Here is a 15808-nt window from a genome sequence, read left to right as displayed (position 1 = left end):
CGTTGGGGATATCGGTCGAGCGGAATCGGGCGGGGTCAGGTGCGGTGCGCGGTGGTCCGGGCGGACCGGGTGCGGTGGGCGGGCCGGGTGGAGCGGGGCCCGAGCCCCGGGACGTGCGTCCCGTCGGGTGCCCCGTGGTGCGGGACTCACCCGGCGATCGCCCGGTGCTCGGTCCGGGTCCGGGGCGGTCCGTCCTGGCCGGGTGGTGTGGCCGAACAGAACACGCACCGGTCGCCGATGACGTCGATGCCGCACCAGTGGCAGGTGCCGCGCCGTACGGACGTGACCAGCTGGTACAGGACGGACAGGTCGGGCAGATAGGTGCAGAACTCGATCAGTTTGCCGGTCCCCCACCAGCGCGGGGATTCGGCCGGCAGTGGTGTCTCGCGCAGCCCCTGCACCTTCCAGGAGGGTGCCAGGGAGGCGGTGACCCAGTCGGACTGGAGCTGGCCCTTGGCGACCAGCATCCGGGTGCCGAACTCGGGGCCGTCGAGAACGGTCTCGGGGCCGAGGCGGACGAGCTGCGGCTGCGGGTGGGCGAGAACCGCGAACTGGCTGCCGGGCAGCCAGGACTTGGCGTGCTGCTTCAGGTTCACGGGGACGCGGTCGAGCCGGGCGACGGAACCCAGCAGTGCCCCGGAGTGGATGTAGTGGATCAGCAGGCGGCCGGCCGAGGCGAGGACGCCGGGGCTGAGGTCGCAGGAGGCGAGCTGGCGCAACTGGCGGGCCAGGACGGCCAGTCCGAGTGGGGGCAGGTCGGGGCTGAAGAGGGCGATCCGGTCGCTCTCCAGCAGGGAGCGCAGGGTGTGCAGCCGGCGCCGGACGGCGACGGGGGTGGCCTGGGAGCAGACGACGATGACGTGGCCGTGCTGCTCGACGATCAGCTGCAGCTCGGTCAGGGCCTGTTCGAGCGGGCGGGTGTGGAGGTCCCGCAGCACCACGGCGGGCAGGGTTCGTTCGTCCTGCGCCGGCAGCGCCATGTCGGCGCTGGTCACGGCAATGGCAGTTGGCACGCGCGGCTCCCCGTTCTCCCCATGCCCGTCGGCCCACCGGGCGTTACTCCGATGCACCCTGGTGACTTCACTGCGTGACTACCTCAGCACTGTATCCGCGGGCCTGTGACCGGAGAACAGCGTTTGAGCAGCCGGACAGCAACTCCCGATGTACAAGGTGCGCCAAAACGGGACGGGTTGAGCATCTCGCCGGTCTCGATACGGCCCCGGAGGTGTGGGTCCTGTGCACCGACTTGACGCCGGGCCCCGCTTCGGCCCCTCGGGCCCACGCTTCCCCTGCGCGTCCGGGCCTACTCCCGCTCGCGGGTGCCGGCCCTTTTCGGCCCGGACCCATTGACAACGCTATTGGTCTGGACCACCTTGTCTCCAGCGGTGGCCACCGTCGCTCTGTCCCGCTCGTCCTCCCGCAGTGGCCACCGTCGCTCCCTCCTCCCCTTCACCCCCCACCGGAGGCCCCAGTGGACCGCGCACCAGGAACGCCCGGCCGCAGCAGACGCGTCTGGGCCGGAGCCCTCGTCTCCGCCCTCGCCCTCACCCTCGCCGGCGCGGGCCAGGCATCCGCGGCGGACGTCAACAACGCGAAGAACGCCGGTTTCGAGGCGGGCCTGAGCAACTGGACCTGCTCGGCGAACAGCGGCAGCACCGTCTCCTCCCCGGTGCGCGCCGGTACGGCCGCGCTCAGGGCCACGCCGGCCGGGCAGGACAACGCCCGCTGCACCCAGACCGTCGCGGTGAAGCCCAACTCCACGTACAAGCTGAGCAGCTGGGTGCAGGGCGGCTACGCCTACCTGGGTGTGACCGGCACCGGTACGACGGACGTGTCCACCTGGACCCCGGACTCCGGCAGCTGGAAGCAGCTGTCGACGAGCTTCACCACCGGCTCCTCCACCACCTCGGTGACGGTCTACACCCACGGCTGGTACGGCCAGGCGGCCTACTACGTGGACGACCTGTCGGTCTTCGGCCCCGACGGGGGCGGCGGCGGTGACCAGGAGCCCACGGTCCCGGCCACACCGGGCGGGCTCGGCGTCTCCGGTACGACGTCCTCGTCGGTGTCCCTGGCGTGGAACGCGGTGTCGGGGGCGACGGGCTACACCCTCTACCGCGACGGCACCAGGGTGACGGCCGTGTCGGGCACGTCGGCGACCGTGACCGGCCTCGCGGCCGCCACGTCGTACTCCTTCCAGGTGACCGCGACCAACGCGGCGGGCGAGTCGCCGAAGTCCACGGCGGTGACGGCCCGGACGAAGGAGAGCGGCAACGGTGGGGGCGGTGACCTGCCCAGGCACGCGGTGACCGGCTACTGGCAGAACTTCAACAACGGCGCGGCCGTCCAGAAGATCTCGGACGTCCCCGCCCAGTACGACATCATCGCGGTCGCCTTCGCGGACGCGACCGCCACACCCGGAGCGGTCACCTTCAACCTGGACTCGGCGGGTCTGAACGGCTACACCGTCGACCAGTTCAAGGCGGACGTCCGGGCCAAGCAGGCGGCCGGGAAGAAGGTCATCATCTCGGTCGGCGGCGAGAAGGGCACCGTCTCGGTCAACGACTCCGCCTCGGCGGCCAACTTCGCCGACTCGGTGTACGCGGTGATGCGGGAGTACGGCTTCGACGGCGTCGACATCGACCTGGAGAACGGACTCGACGCGACCTACATGACGCAGGCGCTGCGGTCGCTGTCCGCGAAGGCGGGCCCGTCGATGATCCTGACCATGGCCCCGCAGACGATCGACATGCAGTCGACGTCCAACGCGTACTTCCGGACCGCGCTGAACGTGAAGGACATCCTCACGGTCGTCAACATGCAGTACTACAACAGCGGGTCCATGCTGGGCTGCGACGGCAAGGTCTACAGCCAGGGCTCGGTGGACTTCCTGACCGCGCTCGCCTGCGTCCAGCTGGAGAACGGCCTCGACCCGTCCCAGGTCGGCCTGGGCCTCCCGGCCTCGACCCGCGGCGCGGGCAGCGGCTACGTCTCCCCGTCCGTGGTGAACAACGCCCTGGACTGCCTGACCAAGGGCACCAACTGCGGCACCTTCAAGCCGTCCAGGACCTACCCGTCCCTGCGGGGCGCGATGACCTGGTCCACCAACTGGGACGCGACGGCGGGCAACGCCTGGTCCAACGCGGTGGGCCCGCACGTCCACGCGCTGCCGTAACCCCGACCGAACCCGGCCACCCCCGTCCACAGCACTGTGGGCGGGGGTGTCGGCCTTCCGTGAGGAACGCTGTGAAGTCCGTATGAAACATTTCCCCGGCCCCACCGCATCAATGAGGTGAAGGCAGTGGGCACGGGGGCGGGCAAGCGCGGGGGGACGTGGCACATGAGGCAGAGCCGGGCGGACGAGTACGCCGAGTTCGCGGCCGCGCGGGCGGGGCATCTGTACCGGTCCGCGTGTCTGCTCACCGCCGGGGACACACACCTGGCCGAGGACCTCGTGCAGGAGACCTTCGGGCGGCTGTACGCCCGCTGGGGACGCGTCTCCCGGGCCGACAACCCCGCCGGGTACGCGCAGACCGTGCTCACCCGGACCTTCCTCGCCCACCAGCGGCGGCGCAGCAGCCGTGAGCGGGCGACGGACGTCTTCCCCGATGTGCCCGGCGCCGTCGACGGGGACGCGCCCCTGCGGCTGACGCTGCTGGCCGCGCTCGCCCGGCTGCCCGCCAAGGACCGGGCGGTCATCGTGCTGCGGTACTGGGAGGACCGCTCGATCGAGCAGACCGCCGACGTACTGAACGTCAGCTCGGCGGCCGTGCGGACGCGATGCGTGCGGGCGCTCGGCCGGTTGCGGGAGCTGCTGGGCGAGGACCTCTCGGAGTACAGCAGCTCCTGAGACCGACCGCGCCTCGCCTTCCTCGGACCTCACACCTCACACCTTGCGGAAAGGGTGGTTCGCCATGCCCGAGCACCAGCACCACGACCCCTTCGAGGACCGGTTCACCGCCGCCCTGCGCGACACCGGCGACGGCTTCGCCGCGTCTCCGGCGGCCGGTGCCGCCCTCGCCGCCGGCGGTGCGGCCCGTGGCCGGCGGGCCCGGCTACGGCGTCGGGCGGCCGTACTCGGGGGTGCGGCCGCCGTCGCCCTGGCCGGGGTGGGCGGGACGCTGCTCGTGCCGGGCGGCGACTCCTCGGGCCCCCGGGGGTCGTCCACGGCTGCGGGACCGGACACGTCCGCGAGCCCGGCCCCCGCCGCGTCCTACTCCGGCGACGACCTGATCGCCGCGCTCAAGGGGCTGCTTCCGGGCGGCGAGTTCCGCCAGGAGGCCGCGCGGGGCACGGACGGGCGGCTGCCCCCGTACGCGCATGTCGTGTACGACGACGGCGACGGCGCGGCGGCCGTCGAGATCGGCCTCGACCGCGTGCGACCCGGCAGCCGGGAAATCCGTGAGCTGACGCGGTGCCCGGACAAGGTGCACGTCGAGTACGACGACTGCACCACCAGCAGGCTGCCCGACGGCTCACTGCTCATGCTGTACCGGGGCTACGAATACCCCGACCGGCGTGAGGACACGAAGTGGTGGTCGGCCCGGCTGGTCACGGCCGAGGGACAGCACGTCTCCCTGAGTGAGTGGAACTCGGCAACCCAGAAGGGCTCCCCGGTCACCCGCGAGGAACCTCCGCTCTCCACGGACGAGATGAAGAAGGTCGTCACCGCCGATGTGTGGCGGCGCGTCGTGGACGCCATCCCCGAGGAGGAGGAGCCGTCGGCCACCGCCACGGCGAACGCCCCGCAGCCGCCACCGCCGGCTTCGGGCGAGTCGATCGGTGACACGCTCACCGCGTTGCTTCCCGACGGGCTCACCGTGGTCGACCGTGGCGGCCAGGAGACCGAGTACGCCTATCTCGTCGTCGACGACGGCGAGGGCAGGAGCCTCGTCCAGATCAACGTGCAGCCCGACATGTCCGACGTCGCCGGGCAGCTCTACGGCGACGCCGAGACCCTTCCCGACGGCACTCGGGTCGCCCTGCGGAAGGGAGCCGGTGAGAAGGGCGGCGCGGGCGTCGTCATGTGGACCGCCGACACCATGCGGCCCGACGGTTTCCGGGTCGTGGTCAGCGCCTTCAACACCGGCGCCCAGCACCAGGACGCCACCCGCGACACCCCGGCGCTGACCACGCGGCAGTTGCGGGAGATCGCCCTCAGCCCGAAGTGGGAGCGGCTGCGGTAGGGCGATCGGCCGCCGCTGGGGCCTGTCTGGCACTTCCCGCCTGCCTCACGGGCGGGAATCGTCAGACAGGTCCTAGAAGAACTCCGACCACGGCTGGTCCCAGACCTGCTTCACGCACAGCACCAGGAACAGCAGGCCCGCGATCGCGAGCATGCCGTTGCTCAGCCAGCCGTTGCGCCACTCGCGCGGTGTGCGGGCCGAGTTGAGGAGCCACAGCAGGGTGAGGGCGAGGAAGGGCATGAAGGCGGCGCCCAGGACCCCGTAGATGATGATCAGGCGGAAGGGCTGGCCCTGGAAGAGCAGGATCATGGGCGGGAAGGTGAGCCAGAGCAGGTAGGCGCGGAAGGCCCAGGAGCGTTCGCGGCGGCCGGAGGCCAGCTCGTCGCCCCGGGCCTCCCGCTCGCCGCGCCGCCGGGCCAGGAAGTCGGCGAACATCAGGCTCACGCCGTGCCAGACACCGATCAGGGAGGTGAAGGAGGTGGCGAAGAAACCGATCAGGAAGAGCTTGCCGGTCGCCGTGCCGTACTCCCTCTCCAGGATGTCGCCGAGCTGGATCAGGCCCTTGTCGCCGCTGGCGATCGCGACGTTCGCCGAGTGCAGCAGTTCGGCGCCGACGAAGAGCATCGCGATGACGAAGATGCCGGTGGTGGCGTAGGCGACCCGGTTGTCCAGGCGCATGACCTTCATCCAGCCGGTGTTGGTCCAGCCTTTGGCGTTGACCCAGTAGCCGTACGCGGCCAGCGTGATGGTGCCGCCGACGCCGCCGATCAGGCCGAGGGTGTTGAGGACCGAGTCCTTCTCGTCCGGGAGGACCGGGAGGAGACCGGCGAAGGCGTCGCCGAGGTTGGGCGTGACCCTGATGGCCAGGTACACCGTCACCACGAACATGACGCCGACCAGGACCGTCATGACCTTCTCGAAGACGGAGTACTTGTTGAACCAGACGAAGACCAGGCCCACCAGACCGCAGGCGATGCCCCACCATTCGAGGTCCATCACGTCCGGGAAGAGCGCGTGGAGCGGCAGGGCGCTGGACGACATCGCCGCCGCGCCGTAGACGAAGCCCCAGATCACGGCGTAGACGGCGAAGAACCAGGTCGTCCAGCTGCCAAGGCTGGCCCAGCCGTCGAAGAGGGTGCGGCCGGTGGACAGATGCCACCGGCCGCACGCCTCCGCGAGGGAGATCTTCACCAGACAGCCGAGGATCGCGGCCCACAGCAGGGTGTAGCCGAAGTTGCTGCCCGCGATGAGGGTGGCGACGAGGTCGCCGGCGCCCACGCCGGTGGCCGCGACGACGATGCCGGGTCCGATGTAGCGCCAACTGGACTTGCGCGGGTGGGAGCCGGGCGCGCCCGGTGCTCCGATGGCCTGGGTGTCTCGTGTGGTGTCCGCCATGAAGGTCATGAAAGCCCATGGGTGGCGGTCGGACAAGAGGGCGTGCGGGGATCTTCACGGGATACACCTGGTCGAGCGGTCGGCCGGAACCCCTATCTTGACCTGCCCACGTCAGACGCTGACGATGACCGCACCGCACCACGCACGTCGCTGTGAACGACCCCCACCTCCCACAAGGAGACTTCATGCGACTCCGCATCCGTGGCAGACGGCGCTCCGCCGCGCTCGCCACCCTGCTCGCCCTCGCCCTCGCGGCGCCCCTGTCGCTGACGGCCACCCAGGCCGGCGCCGACAGCGCCGACCGTGCGGCGCCCTCGGCCGAGGACGTCCGCCAGTACGAGATCCACCAGCGCACGACTCCCGTGACCCGTACGGCGATCCAGCGCTCCGGTGTCACCGTGGACGAGGCCGACGAGGAGAGCGTGGTGGTCTCCGGGCGGGCGGACCAGATCCGGGCGCTGCGCCAACAGGGGTACGAGGTCACGCCCCTGGGCGCCGCCCCGGACCGCTCCTCGGCCGCCGACGGCACCCGGCTGTTCGACTTCCCGTCGGCCGACTCCCGCTACCACAACTACGCCGAGATGAACGCGGAGATCGACCAGCGGCTGTCGGCGTATCCGAGCATCATGAGCAAGCGGGTGATCGGCAAGTCCTACCAGGGCCGGGACATCGTCGCCATCAAGATCAGCGACAACGTGGCGACCGACGAGAACGAGCCCGAGGTCCTGTTCACCCACCATCAGCACGCCCGCGAGCACCTCACCGTGGAGATGGCCCTGTACCTGCTGCGCGAGCTCGGCGCGGGGTACGGCAGCGACTCCAGGATCACGAACGCGGTCAACGGGCGGGAGATCTGGATCGTCCCGGACCTCAACCCGGACGGCGGCGAGTACGACATCGCCTCCGGCTCCTACCGCTCCTGGCGCAAGAACCGCCAGCCCAACTCCGGTTCGTCCTCCGTCGGCACCGACCTGAACCGCAACTGGGACTACCGCTGGGGCTGCTGCGGCGGCTCCTCGGGCTCCGCGTCCTCCGAGACGTACCGGGGCTCCGCCCCCGAGTCCGCGACCGAGGTGAAGGTCGTGGCGAACTTCGTGCGCAGCCGGGTCGTCGGCGGGGTGCAGCAGATCAAGGCCGGCGTCGACTTCCACACCTACAGCGAGCTGGTGCTGTGGCCGTTCGGCTACACCTACTCCGACACCACGACCGGGATGACGGCCGACGACTACGCCGCGTTCAAGGCGGTCGGCCAGAAGATGGCGGCCGGCAACGGCTACACGCCCCAGCAGTCCAGCGACCTGTACATCACGGACGGGTCGATCGACGACTACCTGTGGGGCACGCACAAGATCTTCGGATACACCTTCGAGATGTACCCGGGTTCCAGCTCCGGAGGCGGTTTCTACCCGCCCGACGAGGTCATCGAGCGGGAGACGTCCCGTAACCGGGACGCCGTCCTGCAACTCCTGGAGAACGCGGACTGCATGTACCGCTCCATCGGCAAGGAGGCGCAGTACTGCCGTTAGGGCGCGTTACTCGGTGTCTTCCCCGGTGCCGGAGGTGGCCTCGGCCGGCTCCGGGGACTTGTCGCCGTCCTCCTCGAAGTACTCGTCCAGGACCGCGTCCAGACCGGCGTCCCACTCGGCGAAGCGGCTCCTGGACGGGGCCTCGACCTCCAGCGGGTACCAGCGGCGGTCGGGGGTGTGGACGGTGACCGTCCAGCGCTTGCCGAAGCGGCCGGTCTCCGTCTCCACCGCGCCGATCTCGTCCCAGCGGAACTCGCACTCCTGGTCGTCCAGGCGCAGTCGTACGCCGCTGTGGTCGGCGACGATCCTGGCGCGGCGGTCGGACGCCTCGAAGACGGGGCCGTCGGGGGCGGATTCCTCCGCTTCCGCGGTGGCTTCCTCCGCGGGCTCCGTCTCCGCCTCGGCCTCGGGAGCCGTGTCCTTCGTGTCCTCCGGCTCCGGGGCGGCGCCTTCCGGCTCCTCCGCCTTCTCCGGCTCCTCCGCCTTCTCCGGCTCCTCCGCCTTCTCCGGCTCCTCCGGCTTCGTTTTCGGGTCCTCCCCCCGGCCGGACGCGGGGGCGGTGAGCCCGGGGATGAATGCCGGGTCGAATCCGGCGCCTTCCAGGGGCTGGCTGCTCGAACCTATGCGCTGCTCCACACCGCAGGAGTATGGCCGACAAACCTGTGCCGGACACAGCCAGCCCCAACTTCGTTATCGGACGCCTACACGGGCACCACGGCTCACACGACGAGGCTGAGCGCCGCGGCGACCACGAAACCGGCCACGGACAGCACGCTCTCCAGCACGGTCCACGTCTTGAGCGTGTCCCGCTCGCTGATGCCGAAGTACTTGGCGACCATCCAGAATCCGCCGTCGTTGACGTGCGAGGCGAAGATGGAGCCCGCCGAGATGGCCATGATGACGAGCGCCACGAACGCCTGCGAGTGGTCCCCCTCGGCCAGCAGCGGGGCGACGATGCCCGCCGTCGTCACGATCGCCACCGTCGCCGAGCCCTGCGCGACCCGCAGCACCACGGAGATCAGGTAGGACAGGACGATCACCGGCAGGCCGACGTCGTTGAAGGTGTCCGACAGGGCCTGGGCGACGCCGCTGGCCTTGAGGATCGCGCCGAAGACGCCGCCCGCGCCGACCACCAGCAGGATGTTGCCGACCGGCTTCAGCGAGGACGTGGAGACGGTCTCCAGGGACTTGCGGGACCAGCCGCGCCGGATGCCCAGCAGGTAGTAGGCGAGGAACAGGGCGAGGGTGAGCGCCACGAAGGGGTGACCGAAGAACTCGATGACCGAGCGGAGCGTGGAGGGGTCCAGGGCGATCGAGGAGAAGGTGGCCGCGAGGATGAGGACGAGCGGCGTACCGATGATCCCGAGGACCGTGCCGAGCGGCACGGGCGCCTCCCGCGGCTCCACGCCGGACGCGCGCTGCTCGGCGACGACGGCCTGCTTGGCCTCCTCGGCCGCCTCCACCATGTCCTGCGGTACGGCGACGAAGATGCGCTTGCCGATCCAGGCGGAGTAGACCCAGGCGGCGGCGACGGCCGGCAGACCGCAGACGACGCCCATGAGGATGACCCAGCCGAGGTCGACCTGGAGCAGTCCGGCGGCGGCCACCGGGCCCGGGTGCGGAGGCAGGAAGGCGTGGGTGACCGAGAGGCCGGCGAGCAGGGGCAGGCAGTACAGCAGGATCGACTTGCCGGAGCGCTTGGCGGCGGCGTAGACGATCGGCGCGAGGACGAAGATGCCGACGTCGAAGAAGACCGGGATGCCGAAGATCAGGCCGGTGAGGCCCATGGCGAGCGGCGCCCGCTTCTCGCCGAACAGACCGAGCAGCCGGCCCGCCAGCACTTCGGCGCCGCCGCTGACTTCGAGGATCGCGCCGAGCATGGTGCCCAGGCCGATGATGATCGCGACATGGCCGAGGATGCCGCCCATGCCGGACTCGATGGTGGACACCGCGTCCGAGCGCTGGACCGTGCCGAAGAGTTCGGTGACCGACAGGCCCGCCAGCAGGCCGACGGCTATGGAGACGCCGAGCAGCGCGACGAAGGGCTGGAGCCGCACCTTGATGATCAGGAAGAGGAGGAGCGCGATGCCGATGGCGGCGACGGTCAGCAGACCGGCGGTGCCGTCGAGCAGGAGGAGCAGTCCACCGGTGTGCGGTGGTGTCTCCGCCGGTGCGGAGGCGGCGAGCGGGAGGAACGGATGGGACATGCGGGGGTCCTCTGGGTAAGGGCATGAGGCTTTCGAGCAGGGGGGATCGCGGCACGGCGTCCCCAGGGGTGACGGGGCGCCGTGCCGTGACGACGTACGGCGTGCGGGGGGAGGGAGGGGGCGGGCGCCCGTCAGCCGAGGACGGCGAGCGCGTCGATCTCGATGAGGAGACCGGCGGGCAGACCGACGTAGACGGTCGTGCGCGCGGCGGGCGGCTGGGTGAGGCCCTGCTCCTCGAAGTAGGCGTTGTAGAGGGCGTTCATCTCCGCGAAGTGGTCCACGTCGGTGAGGTAGACGCGGATCATCATCACGTCGTCCCAGCCCGCGCCGCCCTCTTCGAGGATCGCCTTGACGTTGGCGAGGGTCTGGAGGGTCTGCTCGCGCAGGGTGGGGCCGGCCGGGGTGGGGGCCTTGCCCTCCTCGTGGGGGAGGAAGCCGACCTGGCCGGCGACCTGGAGGATGTTGCCCTTCCGCACGCCGTGGGAGAACTTCGCCGGCGGGACGGTGTGGGTCGCGGGGGTGAGCGCGATCTTCTCGGTCTTGTCGGTCATACGGTGTCCTTCTCGGGGTGGTGCACGGGGGTCCTGCCGGAGTACTCGCCGCTGATCGCGTCCGCGGTACGGCGCACGAGCGGGAGCAGGGTGAGGAGTTCGTCGGCGGTGACCACGACGTTCGGCGCGGAGACCGACATCGCGGCGACCACCCGGCCGTCGGCGCCGCGGATCGGCGCGGCGACGCAGTTGATGGACTCCTCGTGGCCGCCGAGGTCGGTGGCCCAGCCCTGTTCGCGCACCTTCTCCAGCTCGCGCAGGAACGCGGCCGGGTTCGGTGTCGAACGGGACGTGTACATGGGGTAGTCGAGCTTCTCCGCGAGGGCGCGGCGCTCGTGTTCGGGCAGGTCGGCCAGGAGCAGTTTGGCCACCGCGGCGACCGTGATGGCGACGGGCTTGCCGATCCGCGAGTACATGCGCACCGGGTAGCGGCTCTCCACCTTGTCGATGTAGAGGACCTCGTTCTCCTCGTACACGGCGAGGTGGACGGTGTGCCCGCACTCCTCGTTGAGGCGCGTCAGGTGGGCGTGGGCGATCTCGCGGACGTCGAGGTTCTCCATCGCCTCCTGGGCGAGGGCGAAGAGCCGGGCGCCGAGGCGGTAGCGCTGGTCGGACTGGCGGTAGACCAGGCCGTGCTCGTGCAGGGTGCGCAGCAGACGCAGGGCCGTGGACTTGTGCACGCCGAGGCGGTCGGCGACCTGTCCGAGGTCGGCGGGACCCTCCGCGAGCAGCGGCAGGATGCTCAGCGCGCGGTCGACGGTCTGGCTCATGGGGTGCGTACCTCCTCGTCGGCCCCTTCGTCGGCCTGTGTCCAGCCGGGGCCGAGTCGCAGTCTCCCCCACGCGGTGTCGTCGAGGGCGGTCAGGCGGTCGGCGAGGGCGCGGGCGGGCGGTGCGGCGAGGTCGCCGGGGGCGGTGAGGGTGGCGGCGGCGGTGAGGTGGCCGTGCCGCAGCCGGTCGCGTACGGGCAGTCCGCGCAGGGTGGCGGAGAGGAACCCGGCGGCGAAGGCGTCGCCCGCGCCGGTCGTGGCGACCACGTCGACGTCGAGGGCCGGGGCGGTCGCGGCTGGGCGGGGGCGGGGTGTGCGGCCCGGCGTCGACGGGGTGCCGCCGCGGGCAGTCGGGCCACCCCGGGCGGCACGGCCGCCCGCGGCCGGGCCGAAGGCCACGGCTCCCCGTGCCCCCTGCTTGACCACCAGGATGTCCGGTTCGGGCAGGGCCTCGCGCAGGGATGACGGGTCGCCGTCGATCCCCCAGGCGGACTCGGCCTCGTCCTCGCCGACGAAGACGATGTCCGCCGCGCGTGCCAGTTCCAGCAGGACCCCGGGCCCGGGACCGTCGCGCCACAGGCCCGGCCGGTGGTTGACGTCGAAGGAGACGAGGGGGCGGCCGGGGCGGGGGGCGGTGAGCTCCCGCATCAGGTCCAGGCAGTCGGCGGACAGCGCGGCCGTGATGCCGGACAGGTGCAGGACGCGTCCGGCGCGCACCGCCTCCAGGTCGACGCCGGCGGCGGTCATCGCGGAGGCCGCGGAGCCCGCGCGGTAGTAGGCGACCTCGTGGGCGTCGCCGGCCCGGTCGCCGGCGGTGCGGAAGTAGACGCCGGTGGGGCGGTCCGGGTCGCGGCGGACGTACGACACGTCGACGCCGTATCCGCCGATCGCCTCGACGAGGTGGTCGCCGAAGCCGTCCGCGCCCACCCGGCTGACCCACCGGGTGGTGTGCCCCGCCGCCGCCAGCACGCACGCCACGTTGGACTCCGCGCCGCCGATCCCGCGGTCGAAGGAGGGGACGTCGGCGAGGCGGCCCGGCCGGGAGGGCAGGAACGTCACCATGGACTCGCCGAGCGCGACGACGTCCACGACGTCGGGGGCGTTGCGGGGTCCGGTGACGGTCACGATGACGTGGCTCCTCGTCTGCTGCGGGGGAAGCGGTGTCCGTTGACCCCGCGTGGCCGAGATGTTAGACAGCGTTAAGCGATATACGCAATGCCTGTTGCAAGTAATGCAACGTGCCTGATCAGGGAGGTCTGATGGTCCTCGACCCCGGCTCCGACACACATGACCGCCTCGCCCGCCTCGCCGAGGAACGTGTCGATCACCGCTTCAAGGGCCTCCCTCCGGACGCCGGGGGGCTGACCGTCGGCGAGCTGGCGGCACAGCGCCGGAACCTGTTCACCGACGGCTTCACCACCCCCGTGCTCGCGCTCTCCGCCGAGCGCCTGGAGCACAACCTGCGGCTGATGGAGACGTACACGGCTCGGCACGGGCTCGCCTTCGCCCCGCACGGCAAGACCTCCATGGCCCCGCAGCTCTTCCGGCGGCAGATCGAGCACGGGGCGTGGGGCATCACGCTGGCCGTTCCGCATCAGGTGCGGGTGGCGCGCGCCTTCGGGGTCCAGCGGGTCTTCCTCGCCAACGAGCTGGTCGACGCGGCGGCCCTGCGGTGGATCGCCGCCGAGCTGGACGCCGACCCCGGCTTCCGGTTCGTCTGCTACGTCGACTCCGTGCGCGGGGTGGAGCTGATGGACGCGGCGCTCGCTGGGGCCTCCCGTCCCGTGGACGTGGTCGTCGAGCTGGCCGCCGGCGAGGGTGCGCGCACGGGGGTGCGGACGGAGGCGGAGTGTGCCGCCGTCGCCGACGCCGTGGCGGGCGCGCGCGGACTGCGGCTGGTCGGGGTCGCCGGGTACGAGGGCGAGGTTCCGCAGGCCGATCCGGAGCGGGTGCACGCGTGGCTGCGGCGGCTGGTGTCCCTCGCCGTGGACTTCGACGGGGCGGGGCGGTTCGCGGGGCTGGACGAGATCGTGGTGAGCGCGGGCGGCAGCGCCTGGTTCGACGCGGTGGCCGACGTCTTCGCCGAGCTCCCCGAACTCTCCGTGCCCGTGCTGAAGCTGCTGCGCTCGGGGGCGTACGTCTCGCACGACGACGGCCACTACCGCGAGCTGACCCCCTTCAACCGGGTGCCTCAGGAAGGCGCGCTGGAACCGGCGTTCCGCCTCTGGACGCAGGTCGTCTCCCGGCCCTGTGCCGAGCAGGCGTTCACCAACGCGGGCAAGCGGGACGCGGCCTACGACCTCGATCTGCCGTTCGCCCAGGTGGTCCGCCGGGACGGCGGCGAGCGCCCGGCCACGGGGATCTCGGTGACCGGGCTCTCCGACCAGCACGCCTGGCTGCGTACCACCGAGGAGGCCGATCTGGAGGTCGGCGACTGGGTGGGCCTCGGGCTGTCCCACCCGTGCACGTCCTTCGACAAGTGGGTGCTCATCCCCGTGGCCGAGGCGGACGGCACGGTGGTCGACTACATCCGTACGTTCTTCTAGGAGGCCGGCATGGAAGAGCTCGTCATCCGGGACGCGGACGTCGTGGACGGCTCCGGCGACCACGCGTACCGCGCGGACGTGGTCGTGGACGGCGGCCGGATCGTCGCCATCGTGAAGGAGGCGGCGGACGCGGGCTGTCAGCGCCCGAGGGCCCGCCGTGAGCTGGACGCCGAGGGGCTGGTGCTGGCCCCCGGCTTCATCGACATGCACGCCCACAGCGATCTGGCGCTGCTGCGCGACCCCGACCACAGCGCCAAGGCCGCGCAGGGCGTGACCCTCGAAGTCCTCGGCCAGGACGGGCTGTCGTACGCGCCGGTCGACGACCGCACGCTCGGCGAGGTGCGCCGGGCGATCGCCGGCTGGAACGGCTCGGGCGACGACATCGACTTCGACTGGCGGTCGGTGGGCGAGTACCTGGACCGGCTGGACCGGGGCATCGCGGTCAACGCCGCGTATCTGATCCCGCAGGGCACGGTCCGCGCGCTCGCCGTCGGCTGGGAGGACCGCGAGGCCACGCCGGCCGAGCTGGAGCGCATGCGGCAGCTGGTCGCGGAAGGCATGGAGCAGGGCGCGGTCGGCATGTCGTCCGGGCTGACGTACACGCCCGGCATGTACGCCAAGGACGCCGAACTGACCGAGCTGTGCCGGGTGGTGGCGTCGTACGGCGGCTACTACTGCCCCCACCACCGCTCCTACGGCGCGGGCGCCCTGGAGGCCTACGAGGAGATGGTGGCGCTCACCCGGGAGGCGGGCTGCCCGCTGCACCTGGCGCACGCCACGATGAACTTCGGGGTGAACAAGGGCCGGGCGCCCGAGCTGCTGTCGCTGCTGGACGAGGCGCTGGACGCCGGCGCCGACATCAGCCTCGACACGTACCCCTACACCCCCGGTTGTACGACTCTGGTGGCGCTGCTGCCGAGCTGGGCGGGCGAGGGCGGTCCGCAGGAGATCCTGCGGCGGCTCGCGGACGAGGGGACGGCCGAGCGGATCCGGCACCATCTGGAGGTCACCGGCTCGGACGGCTGCCACGGCGTGCCCGTGGAGTGGGAGACCATCGAGATCTCCGGCGTCGGCGACCCGGCGCTGGGCGCGTACGTGGGCCGTACGGTCCTGGAGTCGGCGCGGGCGCGCGGCGAGAGCCCCTGGGTGGTCGCGCGGGAGCTGCTGCTGAAGGACAGGCTGGCCCCGACGATCCTCCAGCACGTCGGGCACGAGGAGAACGTGCGGGCGATCATGCGGCACCGGGTGCACACCGGCGGCTCGGACGGCATCCTCCAGGGCGCGAAGCCGCATCCGCGCGCGTACGGCACGTTCCCGCACTATCTCGGGCACTACGTCCGGGAGTTGGGGGTGCTGTCGCTGGAGGAGTGCGTCGCGCGTCTGACCTCGCGGCCGGCCGCGCGGCTGCGGCTGCCGGACCGGGGGCTGGTCCGCGAGGGCTACAGGGCGGACCTGGTGCTGTTCGATCCGAGGACGGTGGCCGCGGGGTCGACCTTCGAGGAGCCCCGGACGCTCCCGACGGGCATCCCGTACGTGCTGGTCGACGGGCGGTTCGTGATCGAGGACGGGCGGCGCACGGACGAGCTGGCGGGGCGGGCGGTCCGCGGGAACCCCCGCTGACCGCCCGC

The 15808-nt window shown here is 71.6% G+C and carries 13 protein-coding genes; 6 read left to right on the top strand and 7 right to left on the bottom strand.

Annotation, left to right across the window (positions count from 1 at the left end; translation table 11 throughout):
* Window positions 1–146 precede the first annotated feature (146 nt).
* Window positions 147–995, bottom strand: coding sequence for a hypothetical protein (locus IE178_RS09270; RefSeq protein WP_193512064.1), 849 nt, complete (start codon window positions 993–995; stop codon window positions 147–149).
* Between the two features lie 476 nt (window positions 996–1471).
* On the opposite strand from IE178_RS09270, the gene IE178_RS09265 reads away from it, so the two are divergent.
* The 3 genes from IE178_RS09265 (at window position 1472) to IE178_RS09255 (ending at window position 5186) form a co-directional block, all read left to right on the top strand.
* Window positions 1472–3175 (top strand): chitinase, encoded by a 1704-nt coding sequence (locus IE178_RS09265; RefSeq protein ID WP_193511915.1) that lies wholly within the window; start codon window positions 1472–1474, stop codon window positions 3173–3175.
* Window positions 3176–3340: 165 nt separating this feature from the next.
* On the top strand, window positions 3341–3850 hold the full coding sequence (locus tag IE178_RS09260; RefSeq protein ID WP_193511914.1) for a SigE family RNA polymerase sigma factor: 510 nt from the start codon (window positions 3341–3343) through the stop codon (window positions 3848–3850).
* Between the two features lie 64 nt (window positions 3851–3914).
* A complete protein-coding gene (locus tag IE178_RS09255) occupies window positions 3915–5186 on the top strand; it encodes a hypothetical protein (RefSeq protein WP_193511913.1) in 1272 nt (423 codons plus the stop codon).
* 72 nt (window positions 5187–5258) lie between these two features.
* Here the strand turns inward: IE178_RS09255 and IE178_RS09250 are convergent, their stop codons facing one another.
* The gene (locus tag IE178_RS09250; protein WP_184761231.1) at window positions 5259–6581 is read right to left on the bottom strand and encodes an Nramp family divalent metal transporter; all 1323 of its coding nucleotides are present in this window, start codon (window positions 6579–6581) and stop codon (window positions 5259–5261) included.
* Between the two features lie 185 nt (window positions 6582–6766).
* Between IE178_RS09250 and IE178_RS09245 the strand changes: the two genes are divergently transcribed.
* Complete coding sequence (locus IE178_RS09245) at window positions 6767–8107, top strand: M14 family metallopeptidase (protein ID WP_193511912.1); 1341 nt, start codon at window positions 6767–6769, stop codon at window positions 8105–8107.
* Window positions 8108–8113: 6 nt separating this feature from the next.
* Here the strand turns inward: IE178_RS09245 and IE178_RS09240 are convergent, their stop codons facing one another.
* The 5 genes from IE178_RS09240 to IE178_RS09220 form a co-directional block, all read right to left on the bottom strand.
* A complete protein-coding gene (locus IE178_RS09240; RefSeq protein WP_193511911.1) occupies window positions 8114–8743 on the bottom strand; it encodes a hypothetical protein in 630 nt (209 codons plus the stop codon).
* An 83-nt stretch (window positions 8744–8826) separates the two neighbouring features.
* Window positions 8827–10314 (bottom strand): GntP family permease, encoded by a 1488-nt coding sequence (locus tag IE178_RS09235; RefSeq protein ID WP_193511910.1) that lies wholly within the window; start codon window positions 10312–10314, stop codon window positions 8827–8829.
* A 131-nt stretch (window positions 10315–10445) separates the two neighbouring features.
* Window positions 10446–10865, bottom strand: coding sequence for a RidA family protein (locus IE178_RS09230; RefSeq protein ID WP_184761227.1), 420 nt, complete (start codon window positions 10863–10865; stop codon window positions 10446–10448).
* A complete protein-coding gene (locus IE178_RS09225) occupies window positions 10862–11635 on the bottom strand; it encodes an IclR family transcriptional regulator (RefSeq protein WP_184761226.1) in 774 nt (257 codons plus the stop codon). Before IE178_RS09225 ends, IE178_RS09230 begins: the two co-directional genes overlap by 4 nt.
* Complete coding sequence (locus IE178_RS09220) at window positions 11632–12759, bottom strand: sugar kinase (protein ID WP_193511909.1); 1128 nt, start codon at window positions 12757–12759, stop codon at window positions 11632–11634. Before IE178_RS09220 ends, IE178_RS09225 begins: the two co-directional genes overlap by 4 nt.
* 134 nt (window positions 12760–12893) lie before the next feature.
* Here IE178_RS09220 and IE178_RS09215 point away from each other — a divergent pair, with 134 nt between their 5' ends.
* Both IE178_RS09215 and IE178_RS09210 read left to right on the top strand, forming a co-directional pair.
* Window positions 12894–14180 carry an amino acid deaminase gene (locus tag IE178_RS09215; protein WP_193511908.1) on the top strand — a complete coding sequence of 429 codons (1287 nt, stop codon included), beginning with the start codon at window positions 12894–12896 and terminating at the stop codon, window positions 14178–14180.
* A 9-nt stretch (window positions 14181–14189) separates the two neighbouring features.
* Complete coding sequence (locus IE178_RS09210; RefSeq protein ID WP_193511907.1) at window positions 14190–15800, top strand: N-acyl-D-amino-acid deacylase family protein; 1611 nt, start codon at window positions 14190–14192, stop codon at window positions 15798–15800.
* Window positions 15801–15808: the final 8 nt, after the last annotated feature.

Origin of the sequence: Streptomyces griseoloalbus, assembly GCA_014650015.1 — a bacterium.
Classification (GTDB): Bacteria; Actinomycetota; Actinomycetes; order Streptomycetales; family Streptomycetaceae; genus Streptomyces; species Streptomyces griseoloalbus.
This window is presented reverse-complemented; position numbering and strand designations above follow the sequence as displayed.